The 18,912-nt window shown below is 73.2% G+C and carries 12 protein-coding genes and 3 tRNA genes; 5 read left to right on the forward strand and 10 right to left on the reverse strand.

What is annotated here, in order from left to right; all coding sequences use genetic code 11:
- Positions 1–63: 63 nt before the first annotated feature.
- The 8 genes from KY462_03770 to KY462_03805 all read right to left on the reverse strand — a co-directional run bounded on the left by KY462_03770 (position 64) and on the right by KY462_03805 (position 13,742).
- The gene (locus tag KY462_03770) at positions 64–1,005 is read right to left on the reverse strand and encodes a hypothetical protein (GenBank protein MBW3576856.1); all 942 of its coding nucleotides are present in this window, start codon (positions 1,003–1,005) and stop codon (positions 64–66) included.
- 2 nt (positions 1,006–1,007) lie between these two features.
- Complete coding sequence (locus tag KY462_03775) at positions 1,008–10,574, reverse strand: DUF11 domain-containing protein (protein ID MBW3576857.1); 9,567 nt, start codon at positions 10,572–10,574, stop codon at positions 1,008–1,010.
- Positions 10,575–10,760: 186 nt separating this feature from the next.
- Complete coding sequence (locus KY462_03780) at positions 10,761–11,216, reverse strand: thioredoxin family protein (GenBank protein MBW3576858.1); 456 nt, start codon at positions 11,214–11,216, stop codon at positions 10,761–10,763.
- Between the two features lie 6 nt (positions 11,217–11,222).
- Entirely contained in the window at positions 11,223–11,681 is a 459-nt protein-coding gene (locus KY462_03785; GenBank protein MBW3576859.1) for a DUF4395 domain-containing protein, read from the reverse strand.
- A complete protein-coding gene (locus KY462_03790) occupies positions 11,678–12,067 on the reverse strand; it encodes a DsrE family protein (protein MBW3576860.1) in 390 nt (129 codons plus the stop codon). The genes KY462_03785 and KY462_03790 overlap by 4 nt, the downstream gene beginning before the upstream one ends.
- Before the next feature lie 13 nt (positions 12,068–12,080).
- Entirely contained in the window at positions 12,081–12,437 is a 357-nt protein-coding gene (locus KY462_03795; protein MBW3576861.1) for a hypothetical protein, read from the reverse strand.
- A gap of 16 nt (positions 12,438–12,453) precedes the next feature.
- Positions 12,454–12,777, reverse strand: a complete 324-nt coding sequence (locus KY462_03800) for a DsrE family protein (protein ID MBW3576862.1) — start codon at positions 12,775–12,777, stop codon at positions 12,454–12,456.
- A complete protein-coding gene (locus tag KY462_03805; GenBank protein MBW3576863.1) occupies positions 12,774–13,742 on the reverse strand; it encodes a helix-turn-helix domain-containing protein in 969 nt (322 codons plus the stop codon). The genes KY462_03800 and KY462_03805 overlap by 4 nt, the downstream gene beginning before the upstream one ends.
- A gap of 187 nt (positions 13,743–13,929) precedes the next feature.
- Here KY462_03805 and KY462_03810 point away from each other — a divergent pair, with 187 nt between their 5' ends.
- A complete protein-coding gene (locus KY462_03810; GenBank protein MBW3576864.1) occupies positions 13,930–14,601 on the forward strand; it encodes a response regulator transcription factor in 672 nt (223 codons plus the stop codon).
- On the opposite strand, the gene KY462_03815 is transcribed toward KY462_03810, so the two are convergent.
- Positions 14,602–16,863 (reverse strand): transglycosylase domain-containing protein, encoded by a 2,262-nt coding sequence (locus KY462_03815; protein ID MBW3576865.1) that lies wholly within the window; start codon positions 16,861–16,863, stop codon positions 14,602–14,604.
- Positions 16,864–16,916: 53 nt separating this feature from the next.
- Entirely contained in the window at positions 16,917–17,909 is a 993-nt protein-coding gene (locus KY462_03820) for a GNAT family N-acetyltransferase (protein ID MBW3576866.1), read from the reverse strand.
- A 191-nt stretch (positions 17,910–18,100) separates the two neighbouring features.
- On the opposite strand from KY462_03820, the gene KY462_03825 reads away from it, so the two are divergent.
- The 4 genes from KY462_03825 to KY462_03840 all read left to right on the forward strand — a co-directional run bounded on the left by KY462_03825 (position 18,101) and on the right by KY462_03840 (position 18,854).
- A tRNA-Lys gene (locus KY462_03825) sits at positions 18,101–18,173 on the forward strand.
- 19 nt (positions 18,174–18,192) lie between these two features.
- Positions 18,193–18,267 (forward strand) — tRNA-Asp (locus KY462_03830).
- A gap of 35 nt (positions 18,268–18,302) precedes the next feature.
- Positions 18,303–18,378, forward strand: a tRNA-Phe gene (locus tag KY462_03835).
- Between the two features lie 185 nt (positions 18,379–18,563).
- On the forward strand, positions 18,564–18,854 hold the full coding sequence (locus KY462_03840) for a hypothetical protein (GenBank protein MBW3576867.1): 291 nt from the start codon (positions 18,564–18,566) through the stop codon (positions 18,852–18,854).
- The last annotated feature ends 58 nt before the right edge of the window (positions 18,855–18,912 follow it).

The following is an 18,912-nucleotide window of genomic DNA, read 5'->3' on the forward strand; positions in this document are numbered from 1 at the left end:
GTGTCCGACCGGGTGGATGAACGCTTTGGCTATCCGGCCCGACCGGGTGGATGACCGCTTCGGCTATCCGGCCCGACGATCACGGCGGCGGGCCACCGCGGGATCCTGGCCGGGCACCGGCAGTTCGGCGCCGACCAGGTCACGGACCACGACGGCGGCGTCGTCGTCGCCGTAGCGGTCCCCCGGCTGCGCCGTCGCTGGGACGTAGGCCAGCCCCACCCTGTCACCGTCGGGTGTCGTCGTCGCGCTGGTGACCTGCGCAGCTGCGCGCCCCGCTCCGGTCGTCCACCCGGCGTCGGCTTGGCCCTCCAGCCGGACCCGCGCCAACCGCCGGCGGGGACGGCCCAGCATCCACATCCGCGCCACCGCCTCCTGCCCCGGGTAGCAGCCCTTGTCGAGGTGCACGTGGGTGGGTAGTAGTCCCATCTCCTCGGGCAGGTGGGGGGCGACGATCTCCCGCGCCCACCCGGGGATGCCGTGCTGCACCCGCCACGCATCCACCGCGGCGGCGTCCGCCGGTTCAGCCCCGGCGGCGGTCAGACGCTGGCGGAGCGCCGTCACCGCGTCCGGTTGGCCGACCGCGTCGAGGCGTTGCTGCCCGGCAACGACCACCACGTCACCGACCTCGGCGGCGACGCTCGACGCCACCTCGACGCCGGCGTCGGCAGCGATGTCGTGGGTCCGCGGGCCGCGCACCGCCAGAGCCGCCACGTCCCGCGCCGCGAAGCGGGCGTCGGCGAGGAACGTTCGGCTCCCGAGCGTGTCGGCCAACTCCCGTGCGGCGTCGCTGTCCTGTGTCAGGAGCACGATCCGGTCGGTGAGGACCACCACGTCGACGACGGCGAGCGGCCGGCCGCGCGCATCCAGGTGCAGGGCACCAGCCCAGCGGCCGGGATCCAGCGCCTCGACATCCTGGGTGAGCACGGCGTGGAGGTAGCTGGCCCGGTCCTGGCCGGTCACGTCGATGGCGCCCCGCTCGACGGGTGCGACGATCGTGGCGGTCATGGTCATCTCCGGGGCGGCGGTGGCAGCTCCAGACGTTCCTCGCGGCGGGCGACGGACAGCAGCACCCAACCCGCGAGCGCCAGGCTGGCGGCGAGACCGAGGGTACGGCCCACCCCCGAACCCGTCCGAGCCAGGAACCCGTCCGGCCCGAACCCGCCCGGCCCGAACCCCATGAACGGCACCCCGCCGTCGCCCCCTTGGACGCCGATCAGCACGGCGTTGGACAGCAGGGCCGTCCCCGACGCCCGGTCGGTTGCGGTCGCGACGTTCTCCAGGAAGCCACCCGCCGCCGCGGCGGCCACGAGCGTGTCGAACGCGATGGTCCGGGTCGCGCCGGCGGGGAGAGGGCCGATCTGCAGCCCATCGCCCACCACCTCACCGTCGCCGTCCAGCCGGACCGCCCCCTCCACGACGGTCGAGCCGGGGACGTAGGACAGTCCAACCGGGAGCGCGTCGGTGACGACGACGTCGGTCGCGGTGGCTTGGCTGGCGTTGGTGACCTGGACGGTCCACGTGATGCGACTCCCCACCTCGGCGAAGCCTGGGATGCTCACACCCTTGGCGACCAGCAGGGAGGCGGCGTCGACCACCGTCACCGTCGCGGTCGTCGAGGGGAACATCGCCCCGTCGGTGTTCAGCAGCGCCACGTTGGTCAACTCGGTCCCGGCGACCACATCGGCGCTCACTGTGGCCTCGAAGGTCACCACGCGCTCTCCGCCAGCCGGGACCGGTCCGATGTCGACGCCGCCGACGCGATCGTCGAGGGGGTTGCCGTCGGCGCCGCCGGCGTCGGGGAACGCCGCACCGTCGACGCGGACGCTGCCGGGGACGTACACCGTCCCGGCGGGCGTGCGGTCGGTGACCACCACCGCCTCGGAGTCGGCGTTGCCGGAGTTGATCACGCGGATCGTGTACGTCAGATGCTGGCCGAGTGCTGCGGCGACCGGCGGATCGACGTCCTTCACCGCGTCCAGCACAGCAGCCACGACCCTGGTCACGTCGGTGACCACCACGGTCACGTTGGGGTCACCGAGGCTCGTGGCGCGGACGCTGAGCTCGTCCTCCAGGCCGCCGGGCGCGCCATCGGGGACCATCACGACCGCGATCAGCGCCACGGATCCCCCCGCCGCGAGCTGCAGCGGGTCGGTGACCTCGGGCTCGTCGGCGTCCAACGTCCCGTCCGCGTCGGCGTCGACGTGCAGGGTCGTGGGGTACCCGCTGGAGCTCAGCGTCTCCAGCACGACCTCGTCGGGCAGGTCGCCGGTGTTGGTCAGGACGTGTGCGTACGTCGCCTGACCCGACCGGACCACCGTGCCAACCCGCGGCGGGCCGAGGTCCAGCCCGTGGCGGACGCTGACGGGCTGGGTGGTCCCGGCCCGCACCGTGGGAGCATCGGCGGACGTCGCCGTGGCGACGTTGACGATGACCTCACGATCGGGGTCGGCGAGGGTGACCACATCGAACGCCACCGTCGTGGACGTGCCGGCAGCCAGGTTGCCCAGCAGGAGCCCCCCGGGCACGCCCAGCGGGTTGCCGTCCCCGCTGGTGACGTCACCGATCGGGGTGCCGTCACGACGGGTCGACCCGGTGACGTACCGGGTGCCGGCCGGGGTGGGATCAGACAGCCGCACGGTGTTGGCGGCGGCGTCGCCGGCGTTGCGCACCACGAGCTCGTAGGTGGCGCGGCTGCCGGGCGTGAGCGTCTGCGGGTTCGCGGTCTTGGTCAGCGTCAGGCGCGCAGCCACCACCGTGGTGCGGTCCACGGCGCTGTCCTGGACGGTCGGGTCGACCATCGACGTGGCGGTCAACGTCAGCTCGTCGACCGTTCCGGGGGTCGCCGACACAGGGACGGTGACGGTGACCGTGACCGGCAGGGACTCGCCGGGGCGCAGCTCCCCCGTGCGGGTCAGCTGCTGTGCCACCCCGTCACCGTCAGGATCGCCGCGGACGACCGCCGCCCAGCCGCGGGCGCTGACGGCGGCGAGCAGGTAGGCGTCGGACACGTCGCCGTCGTTGGTGATCGTGTGGGGGTACGTGGCGCTCCCGCCCGGCAGCGCGTTCTCGGCCGCGCCGGGTGACACGGCGACCTTGGGGTGGACGTCGACGTCGTGCTCGATGCTGGCGCGGGCGGTGGCGCCCTCGGCCGAGGTGGCGTCGGCGACGTTGACGATCACGTCGCCGTCCACGACCGGGTCGGCGACCGTCACGGCGGTGCCCAGCACCACCGGTTCGCCCCCGACGGGCAGGTCCCCGATCAGGTAGCCACCCCCGAACGGGTTATCGACGCCTGCGACTGCGACACCGTCGTGGGTGGCGCTGCCCGCGACGTACTCGGTGTGCAGGGGCGTCGCATCCGTGATGATCACCCCGGTCGCATCCTGTTGGCCGACGTTGCGGACCGTGATCGTGTAGCGCAGGACGTCGCCGACCGTGACCGGGCCCCGGGGCGCCGGGTCAGCCGTCTTGGTCAGGTGCAGCACCGGCCCCTCGGTCACGGTGTGGACGCGGACGTCGGTGGCGTCGGGCGTGTCGTCGGCCGTGGCCAAGGCCTGGTTGGTGATCAGCGTGTCGAGCCCCGCGTCGGCGTCGACCGTCACCTGGAACACCACCCGTGCGCTGTCTCCGGGCTGCAGGGTCCCCAGCGCGTGGCCGCCGTTGGCCGCCGAGAGGGGGTTGCCGTCGCCACCTTCGTCGGGCAGCGGCCCGCCATCGAGGACCGTGGAGCCGGCGACGTAGGTGGTGCCGGCCGGGGTCTCGTCGGTCAGCTGCGCGTCGGCGGCGGGGACCGTCCCGCGGTTGCGGACCGTCAGGGCGTAGGTGATCGTCTGGCCGGGGTTGACCTGGTCGCCGGACGGGTCGGAGGTCTTGACGAGCTCCAGGGCGGGGCCGACCACGCGGGTGCGGTCGACCACGGCCGCGCGGACCACCGGGTCGGTGACCGAGACCGCGGCCAGGGTGACGGTGTCGAGCGTGCCGGGGCTGATGTCCGCCGGGACGTGCAGCACCGCCAGGAGCGCCAGGCGCGTGCCGGGCGGGAGCGGACCGGTCGATGCCAGCGTCTCGGTCTCGGTGGTCGGGTCCCACGCGCCGTCACCATCGGCATCGCGGTAGACGGCGACACGCCAGCCGTTGGAGGACGATGCCTCCAGCTGGTACGTGTCGGTGACGTCCCCGGTGTTCTCCACGATGTGGGCGTACACCGCCTGCCCGGGCGAGTGCGCATCACCGGTGCGGTTGGGCGACAGCGCCACGCCAGGTGTCACGTCGACGGTGTGTCGGACCGGGGCCGACACCGCGGTCACACCCTCGGAGGCGGCGGCCGACGCGAAGTTCTCGATCGTCGCACCGTCGGCGATCGGATCGTCGACGCGGACCTGGAACCGCACGGTGCGGGCCGGCTCGCCCGGCAGGAGATCGCCGACGTCGACCCCTGCGCCGAGCGGGTTGGGGTCAGCCCCGCCGATGTCGGCTACGGGCGCACCGTCCAACGTGGTGCTCCCCGCCACGTACCGCGTCCCCAACGGGGTCGGGTCGGTCACGGTGACGCCGGTGGCGGCGCGGTCGCCGAGGTTGCGGACGGTCACGGTGTAGGTCACCAGCTGCGACGCCGTCAGCGGGCCCGGTGCGGGCGGGTCGGCGGTCTTCACCACGTCGAGGACCGGGCTGCTGGAGACGATCTGGCTGACGCTGTCCGACGCTGCCAGGCCCCCGTCGCCGGTGGCGTCGGCGACGTTCACGACCTGGGTGTTGTCCGGCAGGGGCGCGGCGACGGTGACCTCGAACGTGACGGTCACGGTCGCCCCGGCGCGCAGGTCACCGAGCGCCAGCCCGCCGGCTTCCGAGCTCAGCGGGTTGCGGTCGCCCGTGCTGGCGTCGGGGTACGGGACCCCGTCGAGAGTGGTGGTGCCCTGACGGTAGGTGGTGGCCTGCGGCGTGTCGTCGACCAGCACGACGCCGCGCGCCGGCGCCCCGCCGACGTTGGTGACCGCGACCGTGTAGGTCAGACGCTGCCCGGGGTTGACGACGGTGCTGGGGGGGCTGACCGACTTGGCGACCTGCAGCTGCCCGGTGACGACGGTGGTGGCGTCGAACGCCGAGGCGGTGACCGACGGGTCACTGGCCGAGGCGGCGGACACGGTCGTGGTGTCCACGGTGCCCGACGGGTGGCCGCTGGGCACGTCGATCACCGCGAGCAGGTTCACAGTGGCGGCGGGGGCGACCGGACCGACCCGGTCGATCTCCGGCTCGCCAGCGTCCAGGCTCCGGTCGCCGTCGACGTCGTGGTACAGCCGCACAGCCCAGCCGTGGTCGCTCCACGCACCGAGCGTGTAGCTGTCGGTGACGTCACCGTCGTTGCGGAGCTGGTGCGGGTAGACGACCGCCGTGGGGGCCTCCACGGTCTCGGCCCCGTCGGGGGTGAGCAGCACCCGGCGGTTGGCGTCCACCGCGTGGCTCGTCGTGGCGTACAGCGGCCCGAGGTTGCTCCCGGTCGCCGATGCGACGTTCACCAGGACCGCCCCGTCGGTGACGGGATCGGCGTTGCGGACCCGGAACTCCAGGACGACCGACCCGCCGGGGGGGAGGTCACCGACCGTGTACCCGGCCGCGAACGGGTTGGTCCCATCGGGCCCGTCGGCGACCGGGGTGCCGTTGGCGGTGGCGGAGCCGGTCACGTACGTGGTGCCGCTGGGCGCGTCGTCGGTCGCCACCACGTCACGCCAGTGGTCGGTCGCGGACGGTGCGTTGGCGACGGTCACCCGGTAGGTGATCTCCTCCCCGGCCTTGACCTCGCTCCCCGGGAGCGGGCGTGACGTCTTGGTCAGCTGGGGGACCGGCGCCGAGACGATCACGTCGACGGCCGTGGCGCTGTCGCTGCGTGGGTCGCCTTGCGGGTTGCCGGCGGTGGCGGTGGCGGTGTTGCGGACCTCGCTGCCGTTGGGCAGCGGCCGGGCGAGCAGCAGCGCCACGGTGACGGTCCGGACCTCACCCGGCTCGATCGACCCCAACGCCAGCGGGAAGCTGGTCGCGGGCGGCTGGGTCTGACCGTCGATGGTGAACGATGTGTCGACGAAGCTGCCGGCCGCGGGGGTCGGGTCGTCGAGGACCACGTCCACGGCGGTGGCGACGTTGGCGTCGACCGCACTGTTGGTGACCGTGATGGTGTAGGTGATGTGCCGCCCGGGGGTCGCGACCCCGCCCTCGGGGGCCGAGGTCAGCGTGACGTCGATCACCGGGGCGATCACCGTGGTGGTGTCACGGGCCTGGCCCAGGACGTCGGGGTCGATGCGGCTGCGGGCCGTGACCGTCGCCACGTCCTGCTGGCCGCGCGGCACGTCGGGCGGGACGGTCACCACGGCGAGGACCTGCACGCTCTGCCCGCGTGGGACGACCCCGGTGTCGCCGGCCGGTTCGGTCTCGTCGGGGTCGAGGGTCCCGTCGCCGTCGGCGTCGAGGTGGACGCTCACCGGCCAGCCGCGTCCGCTGACCGCCTCGAGGGTGTAGGAGTCGGCCACGTTGCCGAGGTTCGACACGGTGTGGCGGTAGGTCACCGTCCCCGGCGACTCGCTCCGCCCGGCCTGGTCGGGCGTGACCGTCACGGCCGGGGCGTACGCCTGGTACCCGAACGCCAGGTCGTCGCGGACGTCGCCGGGACCGACCACGACGGCGACCGGGTCGTTGCCGGTGGTCAGGATGAACCGATCCGGGTCGGCCGGGTCGACCACGTAGCTGCCAGGGGGCAGGCCGCCGACGCTGAACTTCCCGGTCTCGTCGGTGGCGGTCGTGGCCAGCGCGGCCCCGTCCGCGCGGCCATCGGCGTCGGTATCGGCGTAGAGGGTCACCTCCACCCCGGCGAACGGCGGCTCCGTGTCGCCGCGTCGACCGTCGCCGTCGACGTCCTCGTAGGCGATGCCGGCGATCGTCGCGGGGCGCCAGTACCCGAAGTCGACCCCGGTCAGCTCCTCACCGGCGGCGACGGTCACCCGCTGGGACGTGGCGGTGGTCGGCTCGTAGCCGGGAGGTGGGGCGCTGACGCGGACCTCGTAGGTCCCCGACCCCAGCCCCCCGAAGCGGTAGGTGCCGTCGTCGGCGGTCGTGGTGGTGGCCACCACCGTCGCGGCTTGGTCGGGGTCGGCGACCAGTTCGAGGCCGACGCCGGCGAGGCCGCCCTCAGCGGCGCCCCGCGCGCGGTCACCGTCACGGTCGTCCCACACCACACCGGCCACGGCGGCGGGTGGCTCGACCACGATCGTGGCGCTGGCCGAGTCGTTGCTGGCGTCCGGGTCGTGCTGGTCGACGGCGACCACCCCTGCGGTGTTGGTGATGCTGCCTCCCTCGGTGGGCACCACCGCCAGCGACAGCTGCGCCGACCCGCCCGCGAGCATCGTCCCGACCGTCCACAGGCCGGTGGTGGGGTCGTAGGTGCCGTCACCGGAGGCCGCCACCAGCCGCAGTCGCGGATCGATGACGTCCTCGACGACCACCCCGGTGGCTTCCTCCTCGCCGAGGTTGGTCACCGTCACGGTGAAGGTCACGGTGTCGCCGAACCGCGGGGCGGCCTGGTCGACCTCCTTGGCGACGGCCAGGTCGGCGTCGACCGCGTTCAGCGAGACCTGCCCGCGGGCGTCACCGGGCGCGGCGGGGAACGTCGAGTCGACGTCGTGCTGGTCGGCGTCCACCACCGCCGCCACGTTGGTCACCTGCCGTACCGCCGAGACCGTCGCGCGCACGCTCAACGACACGGTCTCGCCGGAGGCGATCGCCAGGCCGGTCCAGCGCACGACGGTGGTGCCGTCGGATCGCTCGTCCACCAGCGTCGGTGCGGGTGTCGCCCCCACGTAGGCCACACCAGCCGGGAGGGTGTCCTCGACCACGACGCCCGTGGCGGCATGGCCGGTGACGCCGGCGATGCCGGCGTCGTTGGTGACGGCGATCGTGAACGTCACGTCGTCGCCCGGCCGCGGTGCGGGGTCGTCGACGCTCTTGGTCACCGCCAGGTCGACCACCTGGGGGGTGACGGTGGCGGTGGCGCGGTCGGCACCGGCGACATCGAACTGGTCGACCGCGACGATCTCGGCCACGTTGGTCGCGCCGCCGATCGCGCCGACCCCGACCAGCGCCCGGAAGGTCAGGTCGACGCTGGCGCCGGTCCCGGGGACGCCACCGGGGCGCCACGTCAGGGTGGCCTCGTCGAAGCTGCCGGGGCCGGCGGCGGAGCCGGGGACGTAGGTCAGCCCGTCGGGGAGCGTGTCGCGGACCTCCACGCCGGTGGCGTCGGCGGGGCCGGCGTTGGTCAGTCGCAGCGTGAACGTCACCTCGTCACCGAGGTTGGGGTCGTCGACGTCGACCAGCTTGGCCAGCGCGAGGTCCACCGCGTTGGGCGTGACCGTGACCTCAGCCGTGTTGTTGGCGGTAACGGGGTCGTACTGCACGGACGCGGTGACCGCGGCGGTGTTGGTGACCGGGTCGGGGCGGTCGACCCGGGCCACGATGCTGAGGCTGCGCGACGCGCCGACGCCGAGATCACCGACGTCCCACACGCCGGTGGTGCGGTCGTAGGTCGTGCCCGACGCGGCCAGGTGGCTGACGTAGGTCAGCTCCGCGGGGATCTGGTCGGTGACCTGGACCCCGCTGGCCGCATCGGGCCCGTCGTTGGTGACGGTGACGACGAAGTTGATCGTCTGCCCGGCGTCGGGGGTGGAGTCGTCGACCTGCTTGGTGACGCGGAGGTCGGCCTGCACCGGCGTGACCGTGGCGGTGCCCTGGTTGTTGGCGGTGTCGATGTCGAGCGCGTCTGAGGTCGCGGTGGCCACGTTGTCGTCCACGGCCGGCCCGTCGACCCGGGCGACGATCGTGCCGGTGGCCGACGTCCCGGACGCCAGGTCCCCGACCGTCCACACCCACAGGCCGGTGTCGGCGTCGTAGACCCAACCGGTGGTGTCCACCGCGGTGACCTGGGCGGGCAGGTCGTCGGTGACCACCACGCCGGTGGCGGTGTCCGGGCCGGCGTTGGTGACGGTCACCGTGTAAGTGACGTCGCTCCCGACGTTGGGGTTGGTGGGCTCGGCCTTCTTGGTGACCTGGAGGTCGGCGACGGCGCGACGAACACCGAAGTGGTTGCCGTCTGCGATCTCCCCGGCCGCCACGCCGACGACGCGGCTGGTGACGGTGGTCGCGACCCACCCCGCGGGCACGGTAACCGCGACGGTGTACTCGCCGGCCAGCAGCCCGTCGAAGTCGTAGGAGCCGTCGGCGGCGGACGTCATGGTCTGCGTCGACCCGCCGGACGAGGGGGTCAGCGTCACCGTGACGCCCGACAGGCCGCTCTCGGTCCCGTTCAGCGACCCGTTCCTGTCCTCGTCGACGAAGACGAGGCCCCGGATGGCGGCCAGACGCCAGCCGAAGTCGTTCCCGGCTGTGGTGGTGCCGAAGCCGTCGACGGTGACCGGCCGCGTGTCCGACGGGCGCACCACCGCCCCGGTGGGGAGCGGGGGGCCGCGGTCCACCTGCACCAGGAACCGGCCGGTCGCCACGAGCACGAACGCGTACGCCCCGGCGGAGTCGGTCGTGGTGGTCGCCAGCAACGGGTCGCTGGTACCGAGCGTGCCGTCCACATCGGCGTCGCGGAACAGGCGGACCTTCGCACCTTGGGTGCCCGGCTCCCCGACGTCCCGCAGACCGTCGGCGTCGTCGTCGTGGTACACCGCTCCCGAGATCGTGTTGGGCGCGGCGCCGCAGGCGATCGCGGCGTGATCGCTCCCGGCCGTGATGTCTCCGACCCCGGTGAGGCTGGCAGTGGCAGGGTCGACCCGGTACAGCCGGTTGGGGCGGTTCGAGGAGCTGCCGGTGGTGGCGTAGAGCATCCCGTCTCGGGTGGAGCTCAGGCCCTTGACGTGCGAGATCCCCGAGGGGGCGTTGGCGCTGTGCAACGGCGCGATCCGCGTCGCCGCGCCGGTGGCGGGATCGATCGTGATCAGGTCGGGGCTGCCCCCGTCGTTGCTGGCGATGCCGTACAGCGTGCCCGCCGGGTGGAAGGCCAGGTCGTCGACCTGCTTGTGCACGTTCGCCCCGGTGATCTCCCCGTGGCTCGCGATGGCCGCGCCCGTGACCGGGTCGATGCGGAACAGCAGGTCGGGAACGGCGCTCCCGGTCCGGGCCGCCCCGTACAGGTCACCGGTGGACTGCTGGAAGGCGATCCCGTCCACGTCGGTGTAGCTCGGGCCGAAGGGACTCGGTCGGGCCGCGAACGCGCCGGTGGAGAGGTCGACGATCCCCAGCTGGCCGGCGTTGGCCGCGTACAGGGTCGTGCCCGCCGCGTCGAACGCCAGCGCGTCGACGTCGGTGACTTCGACGCCGAACGGGCCGACCTCCGCGGCGGCTGCAGTGTCGCGCTCCACGGCGATCAGCCGGTCGGTGCCGTTCGACGCCGTGTAGCACACGTCACCCGCCGCGGCGGCCGCGGGGGGGGCGAGCAGCGGTCCGGCCGGGACGGCCAAGAGCATGGCGAGCAGCGCAGCCAGGGCGCGTCCCACCCACCGGGGTCGCGCCCCGCCCCGTACCTGCTCGGCCACGTCGGCTCCTCGAGACGCAGGCCGGAGCCCCCAGCAGGGCCCGGACCTCGGGGAAGGTATCGGCCAGCGAGGCGGGGGGTCTGTAGTGGAGATGGATCATCACCACGATGCGGTGGATCCCCCGGGCAAATCGGTCGGGCCACGACCGCCTGCGGCGACATGAGTGGCTCGTCGGGCCACCCGGGTTCAGGTCAGCGCGCCGCGAGCGTCGTCGCCGGCAGGCTGGTCGACGACCCGTGCGATGTCGCGGACCGCGGGGACCCCACTGGTCCTGGCCAGCACACGGCCGTCGGCGTCGACCAGGAACAGGGTCGGGACGCGCAGGACGTGGTGGTGGCGGGCGAGCTCCAGATGGTGGGCGACGTCGACGGCCACCCACGCGAACCCCGCGCGGGCGTCGCCCACCTCGGTCAGCACGCGCTTGACCGTGCGGCACGGCGCGCAGGTCGGCGAGGTCAACAGCAACCCGCGCACCGCGACGGTGTCGTCCCCCAACCCGACCGCGCGCAGCTCCGCCGGGGAGAAGCCCGCGCCGGCGGGGCGGCGGACCTGCCCTTCGCGGCGCCGCCACCACGCCCCGACCAGTGCCACGCCGCCGAGGACGGCGACGACCACCGCCAGGCGCACGAGCAGATCCTCCACCTGCGGTCAGGCTCCCCGCGACCGCAGCCGCTGGCCGACGAGGTACAGCTCGCACCCCACGCAGATCCCCGTCAGCGCCAGCAGCGCCGACAGCGCCAGGACCACGCCGGTCAGGACCCACCCGACCGTCTGAGCCCCGACGGCGAACGCCGCCAGCGCTGCCAGCGTGAACACCAGGCCGCTGGCCTGCGCGAAGCGGGGCGGGCCCTCCGGCTCGGTCTCCGGGGGCGGCCCCAGGTCGAAGCGGCGCTTGACGGCCCGGAACAGGTTGCCGTACGGCGACCACCGCAGCCCGGCGATCGCGGCGACGGCGAACGCCGCGGTCTGCCAGGCGACCAGCGCCATCCCGACCGGCCCGCGGATGATCAGGGCCAACGCCAGCACGGTCATCGTGATGGCCGCCGAGAAGCGGGGGCCACGGACGTCGATCTGCTGTTGCTCACGGCGGGGAACGGTCTCACTCATGTCAAGCTCCACGTGAGGGTTACATCCTGCTCGGTCAGGAGAGGGGCCAGCGCCGCTTCGGGCACGGTCTCGATGCCCTCCACGAGATCGGCGGCCCCCAGCCCCCGGGCGGCGAGGTCCTCTTCGACCGCCAAGACGCGGACACCGCTGGCGAGCAACGCCCGCAGGTCGTCCTCCGCGGTCGCGGCCGGGACGTCCAGGCCCCCGATCGTGGCCGGCCGGACGTGCGCCCCGGCCAACCCCAGCTCCACCCCGGCGGCCTTCAGCACGAGCGTGAGCTCGACGTCCTCGGCCAGCGCGTAGGCGTTGAGGTCGATCACCGGGTCCGCCGCGCGGGGCGCGCCGGGATCGGCGTTGCGCAGCACCGACAGCACACGGGTCACCATCGCACCACCCCCCTCACCGACCGACCCCGAGGACCACGTCCCCGTCCCGGACGAACCGCCACAGGTCGCCACCGTCGCCGGGCAGCACCCCCGGAACCTGGTTCTGCGCCGCCCCGTCGGCGAGGTGGCCCTGGTCAGCGACCCAGCTCAGCAGCCCGCCGTGGAGGCCCTGTCGGAGCAGCGCCGCCACGTGCGCCGCGGAGGTCGAGCCGGCGGCGCTGGTGCGCACCCCGTCGCCGTAGGCGTACACCGCCACGCGGTGACCGCGGCCGATGGCTTGCTCGGCCAGCTGCAGAGCCGCGACCGTGGCGCCGTCGTCGGGGCCGGTGCCCAGCACCAGCGTCAGCGTGCGGCCGGTCGGCCGCGTCATGAGCGCCCTGCCTGCGTCACAGCCACGCCCTCCGATCCGACCAGTCGACGAGGAGGTCGACCGTGTCGCCGAGCGAGATCGGCTTCACGCCCTCGACCAGACGGTGCACGGCGCGGCGGGATAGCGCCTCCTGTTCCGCCACGATCCGGACCCCGGCCGCGTGCGCCGCCGCGAGCGCGTCGCTCCACGTGTGTCCGGCCCGGGCCAGCGTGACCGCGTCCTCGACCAGCACCAGCACGACGTCGTCACCGCCACCGCTCAGCTGGCGCGCCAGGCGCACCGGATGGGCGACGTCGGCGGCCTGCAGCGGGTCGCGGGCGGTCAGCAGGACGACGTTCACCGGCGGACCTCCGGGGCGCGCCGCACGAGCAACCGCACAGCCTTGTTGCCCTTGAGGTCGCGGACGCGGGCCACATCGATCACCTGATGGCCGGCGCGGTCGGCCCACCGCGCGAACGCCGCCGGGGCCCCCTGCATGTCGGTGAGGACCTCGAGGCATTCGCCGGCCTGCACCTCCATGATCCGCCGCATCGTGGCGACCACCCCGGCCTGGTAGGTCTTCCCGCGGGCATCCACCGTCGCCACCGGCACGGGGGCAGCGACGCCGGTGACGTCGGGAACCGCCCGCACGATGCCCTCGCTGGAGGTGACCGTCGCGACAGCACCGGCCGCGGCCAGCGCCCCGTCGAGCAGGCCCCGCGCGAGCGCGTCGCCGACCGCGCCGTCGGCCTCACCGACCAGGCGCAGCCCGACCTCCAGCCCCTCGACCTGGACGGCGTCGGCGTCGCGGGCGACCATGCGCACCTCCGGGAAGGCCCCACGCAGCGCCTCGACGGCAACGACCGCAGCAGCCTGGAAGTCGCGCTGACCGGCCTTCCCCGCCACTGCCGAGACGAGTCGCCGACCGTGCTCCCGGGCCAGACGCTCGGCACGATCCTCGCCGTCCGCCAGGTCACGGACGACCTCGGTGAGGATCCCCACCGCGAGCTGGCTCCCGGGCGGGATGGCGTCGGGGCGCCCGCCGTCTGCCTGCTCGCGTGCGACGTAGACCTTGGCGGGGCGGCCGCCGCCGGGCTGCTTGCGCCGGCCGGTGACGACCAACCCGGCCTCTGCCAGCGTGTCGAGGTGCGTGCGGGCCACGTTGGGGTGCAACCCGAACATCTCGGCCGCCTCGCGAGCGCTGACCGGCTGGCCCTCCGTCCGCAGCCGCCGGTAGATCCCGGCGCGGGTCGGGACCGCCAACGCATGCGCCACCGAGATCCCCTCTTCCTCGGTGGCCGCGTCGGCCACGGTCTGCGACGCCACCGTCGCCCTCCTGACACAACGGTTCGCACTGAATGCAACCCACCGAACACCGAGGCGCCCAGCCCGGCAGTGACAACAGTGAGAACCTACCGAGGCGGCAACGTTCACACCAAGGACCATCCCGGCGCCCCACGCCGTTGCACCCCGCCGCACCGGTAGCCTGCCACGGGTACCGAAGGAGACCAGCGTGCACCTGCTGGTGCTCACCCAACGCGCCGGCGGCGGGAAGTCGCTGCTGCCCTCGCTGGAGTACCTCGACCACACCCTCCAGGACGCACGGCTGGACCCCTCGGCGCTGACCGGCGTCGGCGAGTGTGACGTGATCGTCATCGACGCCACCGCCGACCTGCGGGAGGCTGCCGCCACCTGCCGGTCGGCGGCCGTGAACATCTTCGACACGCCGGTGCTGGTCGTGATCTCCGAAGGGGGGCTGGCGGCTCTGAAGTCGACCTGGGGCTTCCACGACTGGCTCCTGCCGCACGCGTCACCTGGCGAGGTCGAGACGCGCCTGCGGCTCGTCGCCGACCGTGCGGAGACGGCCCGCGCCAACCGCAAGGCCGAGGTCGGTGACCTGGTGGTCGACGAGGACAGCTACCAGGTTCGCCTCCGCGGCGAACCACTCGACCTGACCTACAAGGAGTTCGAGCTGCTGAAGACGCTGGCGGGGAGCCCCGGCCGGGTGTTCACCCGCGAGATGCTCCTGCAGGAGGTGTGGGGGTACGACTACTTCGGCGGGACCCGGACGGTGGACGTGCACATCCGGCGGGTGCGCGCCAAGCTCGGCCCCGAACACGAGTCGATGGTCGCGACCGTCCGCGGCGTCGGGTACAAGATGGTCCCGCCCGGCGAGCGGGCGTGATCAGCCGCTGCCGTCGCTGACGTCGATCACGACCAACGATCCTGGCTCCACCTCGGTCCCGGCCGAGGGCCGCTGCTCGACCACCGTGCCGGCGGCCGCCCGGCGGGAGGCGGGGCGGAGCCGCACCCGGAGGCCGTGTCGCTGCAGGACCTCGACGGCCGCGTCCTGCGACGTGCCGACGACCTTGGGGACGGTCGCGTGCGCGACGGGGCCCGGATCGGGGAAGCCACGCACCGGCAGCTCCCGGACGGCCAGCGCCATGTAGTCGGCCCACATGTGCGCCGGGATGCTGCCCCCCGTGACGCGGCGCCACGTTGTCCCGGCCGCCTCGACGCTGAGCATCCGACCACAACCCACCCTCTGTCCCGGCGGGCAGGTCGGCAGTTCGTAGCCCACCCACGCCGCGGTCGCGTACTGCGGGACGAAGCCCACGAACCACGCGTCGCGCCAGTCGCTGGTCGTGCCGGTCTTGCCTGCCACGGGGCGGCCCAGGGTGCGCCCCACCACCGGTGCGGTCCCGGCCGAGCTCGGCGGGCCCTGCAGGATGTCGGTCAGACGCTGGGCGACGCTGGGATCGATGGCCTGCTCGCAGTCGGGCTCGTGCTCGTAGATCGCCGCGCCGTCCCGGTCCTCGACCCGGGCGATCACATACGGGCGGCAGCGGACGCCGTCGTTGGCGATCGTGGCATAGGCGGCTGCCATCTCCAGCGGGTAGACGTTGGCCGTGCCCAGCGCGATCGAGCACGAGTTGTCGCCGAACTGGTCGAGGTTCGGGGAGTGTTCGATCCCCACACGCCGTGCCATGTCGCGCACCTGCGAGACGCCGACCGCCCTGGCGAGCTTGACGAAGTAGACGTTCACCGACGCCTGGGTCGCCGAGTACATGTCGCGCGGGCCACGATCGCTGCGCGAGTAGTTGTGCGGCGCGTACGGCTCGCGCTCGGTCCCGCAACCGGGGACCGGCTCGCCCGACTCGGTGGTCGTCTCCCACCCGGGCGGGGCACCCTGCGACAGCGCTGCCGCCGCGACGAACGGCTTGAACGCCGATCCGGGTTGGCGGCCCAGCCGGCCGCCGCCGCCGGGCACCAGCGGGTAGACCTTGGTGACCTCGCACACCCGCTGCTCGGGTGGGCAGTCACCGAACCGTTTCGGGCCCACCGCCATCGCACGGATCGCCCCGTCGGAGGGCTCGATCGTGACCACACCGCCCAGGGGATCGGAGATCGGGTCGGTCAGCCATGCGTCGAGCGTGTTGTCGGCGTGGCGGTCCAGGACCGGGTCGAGGGTCGTCACCAGCGTCACGCCGCCCTCCAGCACCCGTCGCAGTCGCTCCTCGGGGTCCGCGCCCAGCGCGGCCTGCAGCTTCGGCTGCAGGTCGATGGCCGGGTCGTAGGCGACGCGCTTGACCCACTCGACGAAGAAGGGCTCGACGGGCCCGGGCTCCTGGCGGATCGTCAGCTGCAGCTCGCGGGTGCGGGTCTCTCGGCCCTGCTCGGCGGTGATGAACCCGTTGGCGACCATCTGTGACAGCACGATGTCGCGCCGGGTGCGGGCCGCATCGGGTTGGCGCAGCGGGTTGTACCGCTCCGGTCCGCGGAGCAGGCCGGCCAGCAGCGCCGACTCCACCAGGCCGAGGTCGGAGATCTGCTTGGAGAAGTAGAAGCCGGCGGCGGTCCCGATGCCGTACACACCGTTCCCGAAGTACGCCGTGTTCAGGTACCGCTCGAGGATGTCGTCCTTGGTCAGCTGCCGTTCGAGCTGCACCGCCCACACCGCCTCGGTGATCTTGCGTTCGAGCGTCTGCTCGCGGCTGAGCAGGATGGCGCGGACGTACTGCTGGGTGATGGTGGAGGCCCCCTCCTCGATCTCGCCGGCGCGGTAGTTGGTGATCGCCGCTCGGACGATCGCCCGGTGATCGACACCGCGATGCTCGTAGAAGCTGGCGTCCTCGGTGGCGATCACGGCCTGGCGGGTGATCGCGGGGATGTCGGACAGCCCGACCCGCACCCGGTGGACCGGCCCGTGCAGCTCGGCGAGGAAGGTGCCGTCGGCCGCGACCATGTACGAGGTCAGCGCCAGCGGTGGGTGGTCTCCAGGCGGCGGCAGCGGCGGGACGTCGAGGATCGTCTCGTCGACCAGCGCCACGGCGCGGTCGGCGAAGAGGGGGACCGGGAGCAGGATGGTCGAGACCAGCAGCGCGCTGGCCGCCAGGACCGCGGTCAACTGCAGCAGCCGGACCGCGATCCGCGCTGCACGTGTCAAGTCGCGACCCTCACGCTGTCTTCACTCAGCGTGGGGTCATCTAGACGTAGCGTTCAGTGCGCCGGCCCGCCCGTTCGGGCAGTCATGTCAGCGACGAACGCCACATCGGTCCAGCGCCGCGTGAAGCCCTCGTCGCGGTACAGGCCGACGCCGGCCTCGTTCGCCTGGTCGACCCACAGGATCGCCTCGCCGCAGCCGCGGTCCGCCAGGTGGGCCAGGCCGGCCCGCAGCAGTGCCCGGCCCAACCCCGAACCATGCACGTCGGGATGCACGGCCAGGTTGTAGACCTCCCCCCTGCCGTCCGGTCGCACCTTGGTCCAGTGCAGGCCGACCAGCTGACCCGAGGGATCCTCTGCGACCAGCAGGTCGCTCGGATCGAACCACGAGTATGCGGCTCGCTCGTCGAGGCGTTGACGATCCCACCCGGACTCGGCCGTCCCGGCGTAGGCCGCAGCGAGCACGTCGACGAGTTCGTCGTCGTCCTGGCCTGGGCGGAAGGCGCGCACCTCGACGCCGTCGGGGAGCTCCACGGGTCCGACACGATCGAGCGACCGACCCAGCACGGCCAAACGTCGGTCCACCGAGAGACCGGCGGTCTCCGCGCAGCGGCGGTCACCAGCGCGGGCGTGGCGGACCCAGATCCGTAGCCGTGCCGCGCCGTGACGCGCGGCGACCCCGAGCGTCGCCTGCAGCAGCGCGACCGTCGCGTCGTCGCAGGCGGGCCGGTCGCGGTCCACGGCGAGGTCACCGCCAGCGGCCCCGCCATCGTCGCCGGCAGCGTCATCAGCGGCGGGCACCACCACGCCGGCGTACCCGACGGCGCTGCCGTGCGCGCGCGCCAGCATCGGGATCCAGCGCCGCGGCTGGTCACCTGTCTCCGCCAGCGCCTGCAGGCGGGCACGTTCGGACTCGTCGATCAGCGGGGCATCGACGCGCGCCTCGAGCGTCTCGATCAGGCGCAACGCCGTCGGGCTGTCGGCGGCGTCGACCAGGTCGACGGTCACGTCGCCGCGGGTGGCCAACCGCTCTTCCGCGTCCCCGCGCACCCGCCCTCCTCGGCACGCTTCCGGTCGACCTCGTCGCTCGCAGCACCACCCGTCGCCAGGCTAACGGTGCTGGACGGCGTCCTTCGGCGCCTCGGCGCAGATGGGGTGCGGGGAAGGTCGGCGGCCGGCGAGTGGTTGGCAGGGGTGGTCGCCGCCGGTAGCATCGGCGCGCTGCGGTGGCGCCGCCGAGCGGGCCGCTAGCTCAACTGGCAGAGCAACGGACTTTTAATCCGCTGGTTGCAGGTTCGAGTCCTGCGCGGCCCACCGCGTACGTGATGCACCGGGAGCTGTGGAGCAGTTTGGAGTGCTCGTCACCCTGTCAAGGTGAAGGTCGCGGGTTCAAATCCCGTCAGCTCCGCTCAGAACGGCCGTGATCGGCGGTTCTGCAACCCGGGTCGGGTAGCTCAGTAGGTAGAGCACGCGACTGAAAATCGCGGTGTCGGCAGTTCGATTCTGCCCCCGACCACCACTCAAACAGCCGCTAACGACGCCGACGGGCTGTCCCCTTCAGGGGTCCCCCGTGCGGGCCAAGAAGCACCGCCCCCGTCGCCAGCGCGAACAGCAGCCGGTCCTCGAGCGGGCTCAGGCGAGGAACGCGCTCAACGAGCTCCGAGGCTGGCAGCGCGATACCCACTGCTGCAGCTCAGCCTCGGCGTGCGCTTCGGCGACATCGCCGGACTGACACCGCAGGACGTGGACCTCTCCCGCGGGGTGGTTCACATCCGTCGCTGCTATTCGGCCCACAGCAACACCATCCGCGCGACCAAGAACCACCGGCGCCGCACCCTCGAGCTCCCCCGGCTCGTCCGCCCGACCTTGGAGCGACTCACGCTCGCCGCCTGTGACCCTGCCCCGCTGCCTGACCTCGCTGACAGCGAGCTGGACGCGAGCCCCTTCATCAAGCGCTGGCTCACCAGACCAGCACCGGCCGGCCACCCTCCCTGACGTCGTTCAATCGGGCGACCGTTCGGCCGGAGGTGTGCGGACCACCCGACGCCCCCCG

It is taken from the genome of Actinomycetota bacterium, assembly GCA_019347675.1.
In the GTDB taxonomy this organism is placed as follows: domain Bacteria; phylum Actinomycetota; class Nitriliruptoria; order Nitriliruptorales; family JAHWKO01; genus JAHWKW01.